This window comes from Nocardia sp. CDC160, assembly GCF_035818795.1.
Classification (GTDB): domain Bacteria; phylum Actinomycetota; class Actinomycetes; order Mycobacteriales; family Mycobacteriaceae; genus Nocardia.
This window is the reverse complement of record NZ_JAYKYT010000006.1, coordinates 173,127-190,603: the sequence shown is the minus strand read 5'-3', so window position 1 is coordinate 190,603 and position 17,477 is coordinate 173,127. Positions and strand designations below refer to the sequence as shown.

Below are 17,477 nucleotides of genomic sequence, written 5' to 3'. Positions count from 1 at the left end.
CCGTCGATTGGTTCGCAACCAAGTGATCCGCTGGCGCTACGACGGTGACTGCGGCAGTGCGTCATGACTGGCGAGTGCTGAGGACCGGTCCAGGCTGGGGCCCGGTACGAGTGCTTCGATGATCGGTCCCGGAGCGGGCTGAGGCTTCTTGGGTAGGCCGAGGACGGCGGCGGTCTTCGCGTCGGGGACGCCGTAGCGAATGCCGTTGTCTGCCACGTAGAACAGCGGTCCGGCGATGACGTCGTTGGTTGCCATCGAAACAACCTGAACGTACTCACCGGTGCTAGGCGGTACGTACACCGAGTAGACGTGGTCGCCTGGGCCGGTTGCGGAGGCCAGAGTCACCGGTTTCTGGGACGACGACAAGGGCAGTGCCCGGCCGGCCAACATGGTGATCGACGCGTTCGGTGCATCGGTATCTCGAGACCAGGAGATACAGCCAACCGGATCTTGCTCGGCTGCAAGGATTTCGGGCACGACCTGCGGGAACTGGTCGATGGGAAGCGAATCCACAACTGGGACATCGACGAGGCGATCGGGAGCTACGGCGACGATATCGGTCAACCCCTGTGAGTTGGCATTGCGAATCAGCTCCGCGGCGAACGGGGATACCGGCTGTACACCGCCCGCCAGGACCACGTACAGCCGTTCGGAATCGATACTGCTGGCACGGATCAGCGCACCGATCGGGATACCCGACAACCTCCCCGGGCCGGGATCGCCGAGATGATCGATGCGCGGGGCGGTGATGGCGGGGGCTGGGACAGCGGAGTTCAGCAGTCCCGCGGTGGCCGGGCGGGCGGCCTTGCCCTGCAAACCCAACGAGCGCACCACTACCGGGTCGGCCGGATCCAACTCGGCGCGCTTGCCTCCGTAGAGCAGAAATGTCTTGCCTGCCCGGGTGACGAGCAATGCCTGGTTGGCGCGTGCCGGGCGAGCGCCGCCTGCCTCGGGAGAAAGCGTACCTGCGATCACGGTCGACTCCGCGCCTGATGCCGGGGTCATGTTCCCGGCCGGGGAGAGTTGCACCGAATCACACAGGGTCCAAGTCGATCTCGTGTCGTCCCCGGGTCCAGGCAAAGCTGCGGGTGCCCCCGCGATACCGAGTAGCGGCCCACGTGGCATCGTCAGCTTCGACTCCTGTACCGAGGTAGGCGATTCCGAACTACCGGTGATCAGTCGCGCGGATGCGAGATTCAGTACCGGATGCAAAGTACCGTCGTCAACGATGTACAGCGCGCCGGTTTGCTTGCCCATAACGATCTTGGCGTCATCGATCGCTCCCTGCGGGTGTAGGAAGGCGAGGATCGCTGCACCCGCCACGGCGAGCACCGCCAGCACGGCACCGATCATCAGAGACTGGAATTGCGACCGCATTGGGTCGTGCAGCATCCGCACGTCCTGGCGGACGAGCGCATGATCGTAGCGCCTGAGGAGGAAGCGGTAGCCGTTCACTTGAGCCTTGGTGGTCAATTGTGCTGGCACCGTGTACCTCCAACTGAATTGTGTCGACAGAATGCGGCTGCTGAAGATTCTCTGCTAATGGTAGCGATTCCTCAAATGGTGGACCATGATATCGATATGGCAATCGCGGATAGGCGACATTCTATTTCATCGTCGGTAGGTAGACGTCATCAGTATTTTATCGGTGGGAATACTGATGTGGAGAAGTCTCGGTCCGGTGTGATCCACTTTCGTGGATTGATATCTCCCGTGTCACTGCTCGTCTGCGCCGAACTAGCCGCTGTTGTGTGCTCGGCCACCGTGATCGCTTTTGGTGCCGGACGGAGTGTTGCAGTGGCAGTCGGCGCTGCTGGGGTCATCGCAGTATGGCTGGCCCAGCGTAGTGCGGGGTTGAGATCGGTATCGACCCGTGTGCGAGTGTCCGGATGGTGGTCTTCACGCACCAATTCGCCGTCTACCGGTGTGGTTTTCGATGTGCCGATGCCGGGTGACGGCCCATGCGGAATGAATTGGGACGGCAGCTGTTTCGTAACTGTCGTACGTGTCGACGAACCGCCTCGATCGCTAACTTTCCTGGGTCTGAACGCGCGCGATACACGCGATGCGCTGCCGCTGCGCACCGTGATGGACTGTCTCGACCAATTCGACATCCGCTTGACCAGTATCGACATCATCAGTGCTGGGTCACGAAGCGCGGGTCCCGAAGTGGCCGTTCGGCTGTACGAGGGGATTCTCGGGAAGTTACCGGTCGTCGCGCAACGAAGGGCGTGGCTGGTGCTGAGGATGGATCCGCTGGCCAATGCCGCCGCAATCCGTCGCCGCGGTGGTGGCACCGCCGGTGCACTTCGTGTAGTCACGGTCGCTACCCGCCGAGTAGTCAATCGACTCGCCGCCGAAGGGTTGTCGGCGTCGGTGCTTTCCGCCGCGGAGATGGCCGCCGATCAGCAGCGATTCACCCCAGTAGGGGAGGCCACGGAGTTCACCGAGGCACCCGCCTATGTCGAACGTGCGGGGCTCTATCACAGCACCCACTGCATACCCGTGGAATCCTTCTCGCCAGATGCTTTGGTGGCGATTTGGTCGCAACCGGCGGTTGCGACCACGCTGGTGATGCGAGTTCAGCGGTCGGCCGAGGAGAAAGGGCTGGGCGGGGGAGTGCCTTTGGCGGTCACGGCGGCAGTCAGATTCGCGACTCGAACGCCATTGCCCGACTCCGGCATTACTGGGCTGGTGGCCCTGCATGGTCAACAACTACGCGGCCTGCGCTACGGCCTGCCCGTCGATGGCACTCCACTGAGTGGTTTGGCGGTGTGGAGCCCCGGCCAGGACGTCGTCGATCGGCTGCCGCTGCCGATAGCAGGTCACGGACAGTTGCTCGGTGCCGATGCCGCCGGTCGTGGCGTCGCGGCGCCCCTTTTCGGGCGGCATATCCGACGGGTGGAGATCATTGGCTCTGTACTGATCGCCAAGCAGGTGGTACTTCGCGCCGTTGCAGTTGGGGCGAAGGTCGTGGTGCATACCGACCGTCGGGAGCTGTGGCAGCCGATGTTGGAAGGCATCGGGTCGTCGAGCGCCATGCGGATGGCGACATGGTCGGCCACCTCACAGCAAGCCGACTCCTATCGTTCTGTGAATATGGTTGTGTACGACGGTATTTCACCGACGGTGCAGCATACCGATACAACCGTCGTTGTGCTGTGCGATCGTGCCGGGCGGCTTGCGGCCTTCGAGCCCGACATCACCCTGACCCGGGATTCGGGCTCAGATGGTCTGATCGTCGTACAGACGCCCAGTGGCACGGAAACCCTGCACGTGGTGACCACCCCCGAGGAGTTTACCTGCATGGGAGTGCAGGTGGAGATCTCCACACGTGTCTGACCCGGATCCGATTGTTTTCTAAATTGCGGCAAAGCCTTAGGTAATCGGGTGGAACAGGCACCGATGTCGGATAAGTATCTATTGGCGCAAAAATGGAGTCGCCTAAGAGTTGCGGTGACCGAATTACTTCGAACACCGCGGCAGCAAGTTGCAAAAGACTTCTTGTACTGCTCGATCACTTATCGACACGACGGATAGGAGAACCAGAGCCGGTGACGGAATTATCGGTCGACGGCCCCAGTGATGGTGGTGTGGAATTGTGCCGAGTCTCCGTGATCGGTGGCGGCACACAGGTCGATCTGGGATTACCGGAATCGCTCTCGATTGCATCCTATATCGCCGAGGTCGTCGCGTTGATCGAGTCTCGCGCTACCGCGCTCCCTGAGCCGGACGATGGTGTGTTGGGAAAGCACCAGCATTGGACTTTGGCACGTATCGGCCGCGATCCGATCCCGCCCTACCACTCGCTGGCCGAGGCCGACGTGCATGACGGTGAGCTGCTCATGTTGCGGGCGGTCGAAAGTATCGAGCCGCCTGCTTTGTTCGACGATGTGATCGATGCGGTATCCAGGCTCGGCGCGGACACCGTGCGTGCGTGGTCGGCGCTCGCGGCTCGGTACGTCGGCACCGGTGCTGGCATGGTGGTGGTGTTGGTTGTTGTCGCGGTGCTGGCCTTGGGAAAAGGCGACGGGATCGCTACCGCATTGGTCACTCTGCCTGCAGCCCTGCTGTCAACTGTTGCGGCGGTGATCGCGGCACGCCGCTACAGCGCGGCGGACGTCGCGACAATGCTGTCGATGTACACCGTGGTGTTGGCCGCGGCGAGTGCAGCGTTGGCGATACCCGGTCATCTGGGCAGCCCCCATCTGCTGCTGGCTTCGGTCACCGCACTCGTCGCTGCCGTCGGTTGCTACACCGTGACCCGGGTAGGGCCATTGATCGTCAGCGCTGTGGTCACACTGTCGGTGTTCGTTGGGGCCGCCGCGGCGATCCGGATGTTGTGGAGTCCAGCCGATCCGCGAATCGGTGCGGGGATCGTGGTCGCGGCTGTGGGCATGATCACTATCGCACCGCGAATCGCGTTGGTGGCAGCAAAGCTACCTGTGCCCCCCGTTCCGACGGCCGGGGCTGCCATCGACCCTGCCGATCACGAAATGCGCCCGACGATCGAGCACATCGGTGCGGTTGGTGCCACGGCGCTGCCGTCGATCAGCGGACTCGAGGATCGTGCTCGCCAAGCCTATCGATACCAGGTCGGAATCGTTGTCGCCTCCGTCGCTGTGGCGAGCCTAGGCGCCCTGACAGCCGCTGACCCCCTCGCCGCAATTCGATGGCAAGGACTTGCCTTCGTGGTTGTCGTGGCACTCGTGCTGTGCCTGCGTGGTAGGTCTTACGCCGATCAGGCGCAGACCGCCACCTTGGTTGTCGGCGGTCTGACCACGATGATTGTTCTGGGCGCGGTGGCGGCGCTATCGCATCCCGAGGGACGGGTGCATTACGCGCTAGCACTGCTTGGCGTAGGCGCTGTCGCTGTCGGCATCGGAGTGTTGGGACCGCATATCGAGGCTTCGCCGGTATGGCGGCGCGCTGGGGAGATTATCGAGTACCTGTTGATCGGGTCGGTGGTGCCGCTGGCGGTATGGCTGATGGGCGTCTACGCGGCGGCTCGGAACCTCTGACCGGACGGCCCATGATGATCAGTCAGCTTCGCGGATTCCGTTGCACCGACAAGCCCACGACACCATACCGACCACGGTCAACCACGGCGCTCAGGGTCGTAACGGTCATCGCAGTGATCGTGTTCGGCAGTCTCGGTGATCTCGGCCTCGCTCGAGCGATTGCGCCGCCGGTGGTGGATGACGGGACTCTCGGTCCGGCCCTGGCACTGGCTTCGCACGCCGGCCCGCCCGATGCCACCGAACAACGCTCGGTGTGCGCAGTCGCCGGTCAGTCGACACCCACACTTGATGCGCCTGTGGCCCAAAAAATCCTGAATCTTCCCGATGCCTGGCGGTTCAGTCATGGCGAGGGCCAGAAGGTAGCCGTGATCGACACCGGGGTCAATCGGCATATTCGGCTGCCGAATCTGCAACCCGGCGGAGATTTCGTCTCCGACAGCGACGGCACCGTGGACTGCGATGCGCACGGTACCTTGGTCGCCGGTCTCATCGCGGCGCAACCTGGTGCTGACGACGGCTTCAGCGGAGTCGCGCCTGCGTCCACGATCCTTGCGATCCGACAGCTCAGCAGCGCATACCAGAAGAAGGGCAGCGGCGCGAACGAGCCGGGAAGCATCGCGGACACCGGATACGGCACCGTTCTGTCGCTGGCTGCAGCGGTCGTTCGGGCTGTCGATCTCGGGGCGACCGTGATCAATCTTTCAGAGGACTCATGCAGTCCACCCGGCGGGGATCGTCCTGACGGAGTGCTGGGTGCTGCGGTGAAATACGCGTTCGACCGCAATGTCGTGGTGGTCGCAGCTGCCGGGAACCTCGAGCAGGGCACCGGGTGCGACACCCAGAACACCAGCGCTGGATGGAACGCCGTACAGACGATCGTCACGCCGGCCTGGTTCGGTCCCTACGTATTGTCGGTGGCCTCGGTAGACAACGATGGGCAGCCCTCTGGCTTCTCGATGCACGGGCCGTGGGTTGGGGTAGCCGCACCAGGAACCAAGCTCATCTCCCTGGACAACAAGCCTGGTGGCACGGGGCTGGTCGATTCGGTGCTTGGCAGCAGTGGTCCGTTGCCCTTGGACGGAACTAGCTTTTCGAGCGCTTATGTTTCGGGGGTGGCCGCCCTGGTCCGGGCCAGGTTTCCCGAGCTGAACGCCGGCCAGGTGATCGAGCGGATCGAACGTACGGCACTCAATCCCGCTTCTGGTCGCGACGACCTGGTGGGTTATGGGCTCGTCGATCCGGTAGCGGCCTTGACCGCACAACTGCCGACCACCCCCGTTGCCGCTGGCGCCGACGTACCTCGGATGCACCCGCCACTGCCTACGCCCCCGTATGTCGATCCGCTGCCCCGGAGGATCGCCGAGATCGGCTCTTTGGTCCTGCTGGGTGTTTTCGCGGTCGGTTACCTGACGTCGATTCCTTACCGCCGCGACCGGCGTAGGGCGCTTGGGACGGTGGACCAGTTCGATCTCGACGCACCCGCGGCGATCGGCGGCCGCCGCGACAGCCAGACATTGGAAGGACAGTAACCATGGCCACCGAAGGTTTCGTGCGACGGCCGCGAGTCGCCCCACCACGGGCGCCAGGCGGAGAAGTCACGATGACCGCGCCTCCGGAGCTCGGGCGAGCGGTGCCAGCCACACTGCTGGTCAAGCTGATGCCGTTGGTGATGGTGGTGGCAGTCATCGGCATGATCGCGATGATGGTGATGATGGGACGCAGCCTGCTGTCCAACCCGTTCATGCTGATGTTCCCGATGATGATGTTGACGTCGATGATCGGCATGGTCGCGGGAAACAGGGGCGGGACCGGCGGCCCCAAGCGTGCGGCGGAACTGAACGAGGGACGCAAGGACTATTTTCGCTATCTCGATCAGGTCCGGAAGGAAGTGCGCAGGACTGGGCTGCAACAGCGAGAGGCGCTGTTGTGGAGTCATCCCGCCCCGGCGGACCTGCATTCGGTGGTCGGCACTCGGCAGATGTGGGAGCGTCGCCCGAACGATACGGACTTCGCGCACGTGCGGCTCGGGATAGGTAGCCACCGTCTGGCCACCCGACTGGCACTGCCGGAAACGGCACCGGTCGAAGACCTCGAGCCGGTGTCGACCGTGGCGTTACGCCGATTCGTCCGCACCCACTCGGTGGTGCACGATCTTCCCACCGCGGTCTCACTGCGCGCCTTCCCTGCTATCAACATCGAAGGGGACCGCAGGCTAGCTCGGCAATTGGTGACCGCGATGATCATGGAGCTGGCTACATTCCACGGGCCAGACCACGTCGCGGTGGCCATTGTGTGCGCCGATCCGGACGGCGAGACATGGGCCTGGGCGAAATGGCTTCCGCACCTACAGCATCCGAGTGATCGCGACGGGATCGGCAGCGCTCGAATGATGTACCGCTCTCTGGCCGAGCTGGAGACGGCTTTGGATACGGAGTTGGTTGAGCGCAGTCGGTTCACCCGAAACGCGCAGCCAACCCCTGGGCGCCGACACGTGTTGGTGGTCATCGATGACGGGTATGTCTCAGGTGCCGAACGCCTCGTCGGGGACGTCGGTCTGGATTCAGTGACCGTAATCGACCTTACCGCACCACAATTGGGGCTGGCGGTGCGTCGTGGGTTGCAGTTGGTCGTCGACAACCATTGGGTCGCAGCGAAATCCGCGGTCGGTATCGAACGTTTCGCGCGGATGGATATGGTCAGCCGCGCCGAAGCCGAGGCTCTCGCTCGCGCGCTGGCCCGTTATCGGCTCGCTACCGCGCTGCAGATCGTGAATCTAGGTGATGAGACTGCTGCGGACCCGGGATTGATGGCGCTGCTCGGTATCCCCGACGCCGCGCACATCGACCCGATGCGATTGTGGCGCCAGCGGGCTGACCGTGAGCGGCTACGTGTCCCGATCGGCGTGATGCCCGACGGGCTTCCCCTCGAGATCGACATCAAAGAATCGGCCGAATATGGGATGGGTCCCCACGGTCTGTGTGTGGGTGCAACCGGTTCGGGAAAGTCGGAATTCTTGCGCACGCTGGTGTTGTCGCTGGCTGTCACCCACTCGCCGGACCTTCTGAATCTGGTACTGGTCGACTTCAAGGGTGGTGCGACGTTCCTGGGCTTGGAGTCGTTGCCACATGTGTCCGCAGTGATCACCAACCTGGAGGAGGAGCTCGAGCTGGTCGACCGGATGCGCGATGCGCTCTCCGGCGAAATGAATCGTCGACAAGAACTTCTGCGCTCTGCCGGTGGGTTCTCCAACGTCACCGAATACGAGAAGGCGCGCGCTGCCGGTGCGGCGCTGGATCCGTTGCCAGCACTGTTCATCATCGTCGATGAGTTCTCCGAGCTGCTGTCACAAAAACCGGACTTCGCCGATCTGTTCATGATGATCGGCCGGTTGGGACGGTCGCTACGTGTGCATCTGCTGCTGGCGTCGCAGCGGCTCGAGGAAAACAGGCTGCGTGGTCTGGATTCGCACCTCTCGTACCGCATCGGCCTGCGCACGTTCTCCGCAAGTGAATCTCGTGCGGTGCTAGGCGTGGTCGATGCCTACAGTTTGCCCAGCGTGCCTGGATCGGCCTTCCTCAAGACTGACGCCAATGATCCGCTGCGATTCAATGTCAGCTATGTCTCGGGGCCGTATGTCACGCGAAGCGCGACGAATTCAGAAGCCGACGAGGCGTCGCTGGATCGGCAGCGTCCGGTGGTGTTCACCGCCGACCGAGTGGAGGTACCCGAGGGTGCCACGGTGCGGGCGGCGCGGACAGCGCGGCCGGAGCTCCCGCCTCCGCCGACGGCCGCGGACGCGATGACAAAGACCCTGCTCAATGTTGTGGTCGACCGTCTGCGAGGACATGGCCGCCCGGCGCACGAGGTGTGGTTGCCGCCACTGGAAGAATCACCATCGGTGGACATGTTGCTGGCGGATCCCGGGTGGACCACTTCGACCAACTACGGTGGCCACCTGCAGTTGCCGATCGGAGTCATCGACAAGCCTTATGAGCAGCGCCGAGACGTGCTTTCCGTCGACTTGTCGGCTGGCCAGGGGAATCTGGCGGTGGTTGGTGGCCCGCAAGCCGGCAAGTCGACCACCTTGCGGACACTCATCATGGCTGCCGCAGCAACGCATACGCCCGAGCAGGTGCAGTTCTACTGCCTGGATTTCGGTGGGGGCACGCTGTCCGGGCTTGCCGATCTACCGCACGTCGGCTCCGTGGCCGGGCGTTTGGACATCGATCGAGTACGTCGAACCATTGCCGAGCTGAATACTCTACTGGCAAGGCGGGAGGAACGATTCCGCGAGCTGGGTATCGCCTCGATCCAAGAATTCCGGCGGCGCAAGCAACAGTTGGCCCAGCAGAGCCCGGACGTTCAGGCCGCGGATCCACTGGCACAGGACCAGTTCGGCGATGTGTTCCTGGTCGTGGACGGGTGGTCGACCATCCGTGCCGAATTCGAGGTGCTGGAACCGGCGTTCCACGCCTTGGCGACCCAAGGGCTGTCCTACGGTATCCACCTGATGGTCGCTGCCAGTCGGTGGGCGGAGATCCGCCCGTCCATCCGCGATTTTCTCGGAAGCCGGCTGGAGCTGCGGCTAGGGGACCCCGGCGAATCCGAGATGGATCGTCGGACCGCCGTGCTGGTACCCACTGGTCGGCCGGGGCGCGGGCTCACCGCGACGAAACTGCACATGCTCATCGCGTTGCCTCGCCTGGATTCATCCTCCGATCCAGACACCTTGTCGGAGGGCATCGATGCTGCCAAGCGCCAGCTCCGCGAGCTCTACGGCGAACGTTGCGCACCTGAGGTGCGCATGCTTCCGTTGGAGATTCCCCGCGAGGAGCTGGTCGCGTTGGCAGCTGCGCAAGGCGTCGTACAGGATGCGACCCACGTGGTCGTGGGGTTGGGTGAGAATGAGTTGGCACCCCTGATGCTCGACTTCGAGGCACAACCGCACCTGCTGATCTTCGCCGACGTGCAGTGCGGCAAGACAACGCTGTTGCGCAATATCGTCGCCGGTATCGCAGAGAATTCGATCTCTGAACAAGCACGGATCATCATGATCGACTACCGCAGAACGATGCTCGGCGTGCTCGAGGGCGATCAACTGGCTGGATATTCGACCTCCGCGAACACCTGCGCCGGAATGGTGAAGGAAGTCGCCGCCTTTCTCGAAAAACGCATTCCTGGCGCCGACATCACCCCACGTCAACTGCGTGAGCGTAGCTGGTGGACCGGCCCTGAGATTTATGTGGTGGTCGACGATTACGACATGGTGGTTACCGCGACCGGCAACCCACTGGAGCCATTACTCGAATATCTCCCACAGGCGCGCGATATCGGCCTCCACCTACTGATTGCCCGTCGTTCCGGCGGCGCGGCGAGGGCACTGTTCGACCGTGTGCTGGGGACTATGAAGGACCTGTCGGTTGACGCGGTGTTGATGTCGACGCCCAAGGACGAGGGGAAGCTGCTCGGGGATGTGCCCGCGAGCAAGCTGCCTCCTGGCCGTGGCACGCTCGTGTCGCGAACGAGCGCCAACCAGATGGTGCAGATCGGCTACCTTCCGCCACTGTGACCTGGACCGGGCTAGTTTGCACGATATCCAGCCGGTCAGCTGCTGGTCGTTATCCAATGCCAGGGGAAGGAAGAGCGCCATGTGTGTGAGAATTTCGGTGGCGGAAGTCGATGATGCGGCCCTACTGGCGGACCTCGGCGCAGCCTCGTACCGCTCGCATTTTTCCTCGGTGTGGACACCTCAGGGGCTCGATGATTACATCGCATCGCACTACGACATCGACTGCATCCGGCGCGACATCGAGGGTTCGTCGACCCGCTATTTCCTCGCGCACGTGGGCGACGACCCAGCAGGGTTCGCGAAAGTCACCTCGGGTCGTCCGATACCGTTGACCGACGACGTCGGTACCGAACTCGAAAAAGTCTACCTCCTACCCGAATTCACTGGCGGGGGTCGTGGATCCGCACTCATCAAGGAGGCGATCGGGTTTGCCGCCGCGTGTGGCGAAAAAACCGTGTGGCTTACCGTTCTCAAGGAGAACCAAGCAGGCCGGCGACTCTACGAACGGCTCGGTTTCACAGTCGCCGTCGAACTGCCGTTCGCGACTGATCTGCGGGAGATCGGATTCTGGATGATGACGCGATCAATCGGGTAACGGCAGAACCATCCTATGATCCGGTGATCCCGTGGCTCGTCCGCGGCCCACCCGCCGGTCAGACAGCCTCACGGTCACCGAGGATGCAGCAAGGATCGTGACCGACCGCCACGTACGCCGTTCGTCGAAATGCCCTGCGTTACTGGGAATCACAGTCTCCTCGGGATACGGCGTACGTGCGGGATATCGTTCAGGTGGTGCGCACACCACGGGGCTTCTCACCCTGCCGACGTGGTCGGCGAGCTTGTTCCTGCGTCAGGCGATCCTGTTCGTAGCTGGGGATGGCCCGGATGATCTCCTCGCGTGAGTTGATCGTGAGCTTGTGAAAGATCGACGACATCTGTGCATCGACGGTCTTGGTGGCGGTGCCTCGTCGCGCGCCGATCGCGCTGTTGGGCCAACCCGCGGCGGCCAATATCGCTACTTCCTTCTCGGCATCGGACAGCGTGTTCCAGACGGTGAATGTCTCCTTTGGAGGAACGCTTTCGGTGGGGGCGGCGGTGGTGGTCGGCGAGCTACCCAGGGCCAGCATGATGACGGCATCTTGTTCCGGCCGCAGTTGAGCGCCTTGGCTCTGGGCGGTCCTGAACTCATCGGGACTCAACACCTCGCGTGCCACCGCGATGGCGGCGACCGTCTCCACTTTGAACATTCCGCCCAAGCGGATGCCGAGGCGGTCGTTGAGCGTTTTCACCCCACCGGCGAGCTGTGCGATCTCCTTGGCGAGCGCCGTGATTCGAGGTTTATCGGGTCCGTCGCTGGCTCGCTCATCGTTTATGATCCGCGCCAACGCCCACATCCGCAGGCAGACAACCCGCATGCCGCTGAATCGGTTGCGGGCAGGGATAACAGTCTGGCGCAACATGTGCTCGATCGCGGCGAGCGCTTCGTCAGTCTGGCCGGCCTTTATCTGAGCGGTCGCCAGAGCAAGCTCGGCGAAGAATGCGATTCTGGGCATCCCGCTCGCTGCCACGCGCTGAAGGTTCTCTTTGCAGACCACAAGGGCCTTATCTGGCGCGTCCAGGAATGCGTACGCAAGCGCTCGACCGTTCTGACTGAGATATTCGCCTTTGCTGTCCCCGCACGCGTGGAACTTGGCCACGGCGCGTTCGAGCACGGGGATCGAGCGAACGTCGTTGATATGTCCGAGCCAGATACCCCAGAAGAAGTCGATCTCTGGCGGCAGGCCGGCATCGTCTTCAGGGCTGGCCGATGCATGCTCGCGTTGGCCGGGTTCGGGCAGATACCGGACGAAACACTCGTCCAGCATTTGTCGGGCACCCTCGGTGTCGCCCGCGTTCATGGCGAGCCACCCGATCATTGCGCTTGCTGCGGCGTAGAGGTCGGAGGGCTCGCTGGACTGTGCGCGAGCCGCGGCGAGTGCGGTCTCGGCCCAGCGACGGATCGTGACGATCGCGGAGACAGAGAACGGGAAGTTCAGGGCAATGAGGTCTACCGCGATCCGCAGGCCGATCTGAGCCTCACCAGGGACAGCGAGGCTCGACTCGACGGCGAGGCGAATGTTGTCCCACGAGGCTTGACCCCATTCGATGAACGGCTGTTCTGTCGTCGCTGTGGAGTCGTTTCGTGCTTGTTCGAGCTTATTCAGGTAGTAGCGACGATGCCGGCGGGCCATGCGATCGGGTTCGTCGATGGCGTCGGTGGAGCGCTGGGCGAGACGCTGTTGGGCGAACAGGTGCAGACTCTCGGTGAGCGAGTATCGGGCTGCCGTACGCGAGATGTGCACTTCTACCAGGGATTTCTCCACCAGCCGGTCCAACAGTCCACGGATCTCGTCGCGCCGCAGCGACAGCTGCGGACTTCCGACGCATCGAGAGTCGGCATCCTCATCAGGCGATGGGTCGGCGCAGATCCACTCCACGGCGTCCAGGTCCGCACCGCCCGCCCGAACGGTCATGTCCACATCGCGTTCGCGAACTTCGAAACCGGGGTCGGGCCCGGCAGCGAACTTCGACAATCGGTCGAACAGCAATCGCTCCTTGTCATCACACAGGTCATACGACCATGCGATGACATCGTTGATACTGCGGTGGCGCCTATCGGCACCGACACGGGGGCCGTGTTCCCAGGACATCCGCATGTCCCTGTCATCGCCGCTGAGTTGTTGAAGGATCAGCGGGAGTGGTTCGTAGAAGGTGCGCGCTGCTGCGAGGCGGATATACAGGGGGTGGCCATGCAGGTGGCGGCAGATTTGTTTGGCTATGGCGGTTTCGTCGGCGGTGGTGATGGGGTGGCCTGTGAGCGCGGCGCGCTGTTTGAACAGTTCGAGGGACTGCGCGGCTGAGAGGGGTGCGACGGCGATCAGCTGTTCATCGATCCAGCCGATGGGTTCGCGGCTGGTGGCAACAACCATCAACGCGGGAACCGACTGCAGAAGCTCCGCGATGACCTCACCGACGGCGTCGAGCACGTGTTCGCAGTTATCCAGCACAAGTACCGATTGCCGATAGCGTCCGGCAGCGTCCTGGCTGGAAAGGGTTTTGAGAACGTCGTGCCAGGCTGAGGCCCCGGCGGCGACAGGGTCGAGCAGGGTAGTGGCGATTGTCTCCTTGACCGCGTCGATAGTCGAATCCTTCGACAACCGTGCCAAGCGAACCAAGAAGACGGGCGTTTGGCGCGCACGATGCAGACGACGAACGGCCTCCTCTGCGAGGCGCGTCTTACCGATCCCTCCGGATCCGATCAGCGTCACTAGTCGTGCGGTACCCAACAATGACGTACTGATCCGGTCGAGCTCTCGCTCTCGGCCGACGAAACCGGCCGTGGCTACTGGAAGTGTCCCCAAACCCTCCCGCCGCTTGGCTGTCATGTGCAAGACCATACTGCGTTCCACTGGCGGTTGTGCAATACGTCCGAACAGCAGAGTAAAGGACTGCGCGCAGATAGGTTGCGCTCGGTTAGTTACCGATGTCCGCCAACCACCTATGAGGGTATTGGTTCAGCTGTAGGTGTGTGAAGAAGTTGCTCGATATGGTGATGGCGGCTCGATCGAATTTTTCGCTTCTGTGTGGAGTATAATATTGACCGTTACTAGTTGAATACAACGGCCTTGTCGTTCCTGATAATTACTCGCCCGTCGAGATGCCAGTGCAGTGCTCGTGCCATTACAACGCGTTCGAAGTCGCGGGCGAGTCGTTTGAGATGGCTGACCGTATCGGCGTGATCAACGCGAGTAATGTCCTGGTCGATAACAGGACCAGCATTGAGTTCGGCAGTAACGTAATGGCATGTCGCGCCGATCAATTTGACCTTGGGTGCGCATTCCCGATAGTAGGGGCGTGTGCGGGCGACAGACGGCATGAAGCTGTGATGAATGCTGATCGCCCGACCTGCCCAATTTCGGCACAACTCCGGCGGCAGAATCGGCGCGAATTGGGTAAGCACGATCGCATGGGGTATGTAACTGTCCACCAGATCACGCACCTTGTCGAACGCTGCGGCCTGGTCGGCCTGATGGTCTGAGAAAGGAACATGATGAAACTTGACGCCATAGGCGACAGCTAGATCGGCCAGGTTGTCGTGGTTGCCGATCACTGCTTCGATGGTGCCCGGTAGTTCGCCGGTCGCTGTGCGTCCCAGCAAGTCGTGCATGCAGTGCGATTCTTTGCTGACCAGCAGTACGACGCGGGGTTGTTCGGCTGAATCGTGCAACGACCACGAAGTTCCTGGCCCCAGGCTGGCTGAGGCCATCGCGACGCATGCGCGAAACGCCTCGAAAGTCATCGGGACCGAGGAAGCGGGAATGACCTGACGGGTGAGCAACGAGCCGGTCTCGGAGTCAGAGTGATAACCGGACTCGACAACGGAGCCGCCGCAGTCGGCAATCAACGAGTCGAGTTGTTCGATGGCTCTCGATGTTTCACGCGTTGATAGTCTCAGTATAAATTTGCGATTGCTCATGATCGTTTCATTCGCTCCAGCCTGAGGCGACAGCATCGTTGCCCGAGGGCATCGACTGCGTTGTCGCCGCCTGTGGGGCTTCGGTCCTTCGAGATTTTCGCTGCGCCCGGGCACAGATCGGCATCAGTAGATGGGTGTGGCGTCTATCTAACGACTGCCGACATCGCAGCTCCGATGATGGGGATGTCCGATCAGGTGCTTCTAGGTCGAGCTCGAAATAGCTTCCTCACCCCGGTGAAGGCACGAACGGACCCTGCGCCGACCGAGTGGATTAGGTACGCGCATAGGGCGCATCCCGATGTCAGACGCCCTTCCGATCTTCCGACAATCAGGATGGCGAGCGATCCCGGTGCCGTTCCGTCGGATCGTTCCCCGAGCGTCATGGCAAGCACGCTGTGGCAACACCTTCGAGACAGTCAGCCCACCGGACACATAAGGGAGTCGTGAGATGGATTTTGCAGCATCGCCGGATGTGATCCGCGGGCACGCGGCAACGCTTGCTCAGGTCGCTGCCCAGGTTGGAACGGGTACGGCAGTGGATCAGGTCGGCCTCACCGCGGCCGCGGTGCCGGTATTCGGTTTGATCGGCCAAGACTTTTTGGGAGCTCTCGTGGGGTTCGCGGTGCCAAACCATGTGGCCTCGGGTGCTCGACTGGCGGGGGTGTTCGGAGCGATGTCGGGCGTAGCAGCGACTGGGGCCGTCAACTACGACATGACCGACGCGGCATCCGCGGCGGGTCTGACCGCCGCCGTTTGAGCATGACTACCGACTCTGCCCCCGTCGATCCCACGGTGTTGGCGCTGTTGCGCGACAGCGCTGTAGGACCTTATCTGGATCAACCGGTCCATGCTGTCCTTGAGCAACTTGGTCTGCCTCCGTTGCCAACTCTGCCATCGGTGCCGCCCGCTCCGGGTCTGCCTCCGTTGCCTCCGTTGGATTTGCATGCGCTGTTCAAGCCGTTGACCGATCTCGCCAGCAGCTTTGGCACCGGGCAGCTCGGTGCAGGCGGGTCAGTGGATCCTTCACAGGTTCTCTCGGAAGTGTCGAGCGTGATCTCGACGGCGATGTCGCTCGTCCAGACCGGTATGCAGTTGCTGGGGACACAATGGCAGGGCCAAGGGGCGCAAGCGGCTGCCGACAAGACCGCTGAGGCAACCACCGACGGTGCGGCGTTGGCGGGCCAAGCGGTACAGATGTCGATCGGCACCCAGGCGGCAGCCGGTAGTGTCGCAACCGGGTCAGCCTTGATGACCGCGATCCTAGCGAAGCTGGCCACCTCGGTAGCGGCCGCAACCCCGGCGCTTGTTACCCCGTTCGGCCAGGCGTTCGTCTTGGCGATGGCTGCGGAAAGCCTCGAAGAAGCGACGGCGGTGACCGCTTCGACCAGGGCACAGTTGGCCGGGCATTCCACCAACATGATGGCGATAGGCCAGCAGGTACCCATTACCTCGATGCCGTCCGAGGCAAGTTCGCTGTCGGACCTGGGACGGTTACTGCAAGCTGTTGCCCAGCCACTTACTGCAGTGACCTCCCTTGCACCCGTTCTCGAGGATGCACAATCCGCCAACCACACGGTCCAGGCCGTCACGCCGGTCTCTACCGCGGATGAACCAGGACTTGGTGTCCCCGCAGAAAGTGCTGTCGGCGCACCCGTGGTCGCGCCCGGACTGGGCGGCGCGGTGGTGGGGGCGATCAGCTCTACATCGATGTCTGAGCCGCCGTTGGTCGCCTGGCGTGGGCCTCAGTTGCCGAGTGGGCTCGCGCCGGCGGGTAGTGCCGAGCTCGCTGCCGCCGAGGCGGATGGGCCAGGTATGACCGTCGCTGCATCAGCGGGTGGTGGACAAGGCCCGGGGTACATGCCAATGGGCGGTGCTTCGGCCGCTGCGGGTCTGGCCCGTACCAGCGACGGAATGGAGCCCGAATTGCGAAACCAGCTGGTAACCGCTCAGCACAGCAGTGAGGTTGTCGGCGAACTCAGTGGAGCTTCGTCGCCGGTAATCGGAGTGTTTGCTGCGGGTAATGGTGATGACGAGTCACCGGACAAAGCCCTGATCCTCTAGGAGCAGCAATGGAATTCGACACGATTCAAGCTGTACGATCAGCCGCCGATCTGGACTCTTTGGCAGACCGCCTCGAGGCTAGCCTTCGGCTCAATGGTTGGGCGTTGACCGTGAAGCCCGCTGGCAACGACGAGGTGTCGGTACGTGCCGCCCAGACGTTGGGCGACGTAGCGGACTCATTCGCACAAGCCACCGAGGCGGGGATCAAGCATTTGCGCCAGCTGGCTGATGGCCTGCGCTCGGTTGCAGGTGCGGTGGTGCAGATGGACAGCAACAATGCCGCAGAATTCCGGCTGGTGGTGTGAAGGTC

The 17,477-nt window shown here is 62.6% G+C and carries 11 protein-coding genes; 8 read left to right on the top strand and 3 right to left on the bottom strand.

Annotation, left to right across the window (positions count from 1 at the left end; translation table 11 throughout):
• Positions 1 to 36: 36 nt before the first annotated feature.
• Positions 37 to 1,485: a type VII secretion protein EccB gene (gene eccB, locus VMT40_RS32035; RefSeq protein WP_326362985.1), complete on the bottom strand. Its 1,449-nt coding sequence runs from the start codon at positions 1,483 to 1,485 to the stop codon at positions 37 to 39.
• On the opposite strand from eccB, the gene eccE reads away from it, so the two are divergent.
• From eccE to VMT40_RS32010, 5 genes are all read left to right on the top strand, one after another.
• Positions 1,417 to 3,342 carry a type VII secretion protein EccE gene (gene eccE / locus VMT40_RS32030; RefSeq protein ID WP_326362983.1) on the top strand — a complete coding sequence of 642 codons (1,926 nt, stop codon included), beginning with the start codon at positions 1,417 to 1,419 and terminating at the stop codon, positions 3,340 to 3,342. The genes eccB and eccE overlap by 69 nt on opposite strands.
• A 212-nt stretch (positions 3,343 to 3,554) precedes the next feature.
• On the top strand, positions 3,555 to 5,021 hold the full coding sequence (eccD, locus tag VMT40_RS32025) for a type VII secretion integral membrane protein EccD (protein ID WP_326362982.1): 1,467 nt from the start codon (positions 3,555 to 3,557) through the stop codon (positions 5,019 to 5,021).
• A 113-nt stretch (positions 5,022 to 5,134) separates the two neighbouring features.
• Positions 5,135 to 6,550: a type VII secretion-associated serine protease mycosin gene (gene mycP / locus VMT40_RS32020; RefSeq protein WP_326362980.1), complete on the top strand. Its 1,416-nt coding sequence runs from the start codon at positions 5,135 to 5,137 to the stop codon at positions 6,548 to 6,550.
• 2 nt (positions 6,551 to 6,552) lie between these two features.
• A complete protein-coding gene (gene eccCa, locus VMT40_RS32015; protein WP_326362979.1) occupies positions 6,553 to 10,590 on the top strand; it encodes a type VII secretion protein EccCa in 4,038 nt (1,345 codons plus the stop codon).
• A gap of 97 nt (positions 10,591 to 10,687) precedes the next feature.
• Positions 10,688 to 11,185, top strand: coding sequence for a GNAT family N-acetyltransferase (locus VMT40_RS32010; protein WP_326362977.1), 498 nt, complete (start codon positions 10,688 to 10,690; stop codon positions 11,183 to 11,185).
• Between the two features lie 190 nt (positions 11,186 to 11,375).
• Here VMT40_RS32010 and VMT40_RS32005 read toward each other — a convergent pair whose 3' ends face one another.
• Both VMT40_RS32005 and VMT40_RS32000 read right to left on the bottom strand, forming a co-directional pair.
• Positions 11,376 to 14,015, bottom strand: coding sequence for a helix-turn-helix transcriptional regulator (locus tag VMT40_RS32005; protein ID WP_326362976.1), 2,640 nt, complete (start codon positions 14,013 to 14,015; stop codon positions 11,376 to 11,378).
• Positions 14,016 to 14,236: 221 nt separating this feature from the next.
• The gene (locus tag VMT40_RS32000; RefSeq protein WP_326362975.1) at positions 14,237 to 15,106 is read right to left on the bottom strand and encodes a formyltetrahydrofolate deformylase; all 870 of its coding nucleotides are present in this window, start codon (positions 15,104 to 15,106) and stop codon (positions 14,237 to 14,239) included.
• A gap of 448 nt (positions 15,107 to 15,554) precedes the next feature.
• On the opposite strand from VMT40_RS32000, the gene VMT40_RS31995 reads away from it, so the two are divergent.
• From VMT40_RS31995 to VMT40_RS31985, 3 genes are read left to right on the top strand one after another with little or no spacing between them, the layout of a single operon-like run.
• A complete protein-coding gene (locus VMT40_RS31995; RefSeq protein ID WP_326362974.1) occupies positions 15,555 to 15,863 on the top strand; it encodes a type VII secretion target in 309 nt (102 codons plus the stop codon).
• A gap of 2 nt (positions 15,864 to 15,865) precedes the next feature.
• Complete coding sequence (locus VMT40_RS31990) at positions 15,866 to 17,167, top strand: hypothetical protein (RefSeq protein ID WP_326362973.1); 1,302 nt, start codon at positions 15,866 to 15,868, stop codon at positions 17,165 to 17,167.
• 8 nt (positions 17,168 to 17,175) lie between these two features.
• Complete coding sequence (locus VMT40_RS31985) at positions 17,176 to 17,472, top strand: PE family protein (protein ID WP_326362971.1); 297 nt, start codon at positions 17,176 to 17,178, stop codon at positions 17,470 to 17,472.
• Positions 17,473 to 17,477 lie beyond the last annotated feature (5 nt).

What these genes read in the sequence shown, in the direction of transcription:
- eccE (WP_326362983.1), top strand. Translation starts at nt 1,417, where the DNA reads ATGATCGTAGCGCCTGAGGAGGAAGCGGTAGCCGTTCACTTGAGCCTT.
- eccCa (WP_326362979.1), top strand. Translation starts at nt 6,553, where the DNA reads ATGGCCACCGAAGGTTTCGTGCGACGGCCGCGAGTCGCCCCACCACGG.
- VMT40_RS32005 (WP_326362976.1), bottom strand. Translation starts at nt 14,015, where the DNA reads ATGACAGCCAAGCGGCGGGAGGGTTTGGGGACACTTCCAGTAGCCACG.
- VMT40_RS32000 (WP_326362975.1), bottom strand. Translation starts at nt 15,106, where the DNA reads ATGAGCAATCGCAAATTTATACTGAGACTATCAACGCGTGAAACATCG.
- VMT40_RS31995 (WP_326362974.1), top strand. Translation starts at nt 15,555, where the DNA reads ATGGATTTTGCAGCATCGCCGGATGTGATCCGCGGGCACGCGGCAACG.
- VMT40_RS31990 (WP_326362973.1), top strand. Translation starts at nt 15,866, where the DNA reads ATGACTACCGACTCTGCCCCCGTCGATCCCACGGTGTTGGCGCTGTTG.
- VMT40_RS31985 (WP_326362971.1), top strand. Translation starts at nt 17,176, where the DNA reads ATGGAATTCGACACGATTCAAGCTGTACGATCAGCCGCCGATCTGGAC.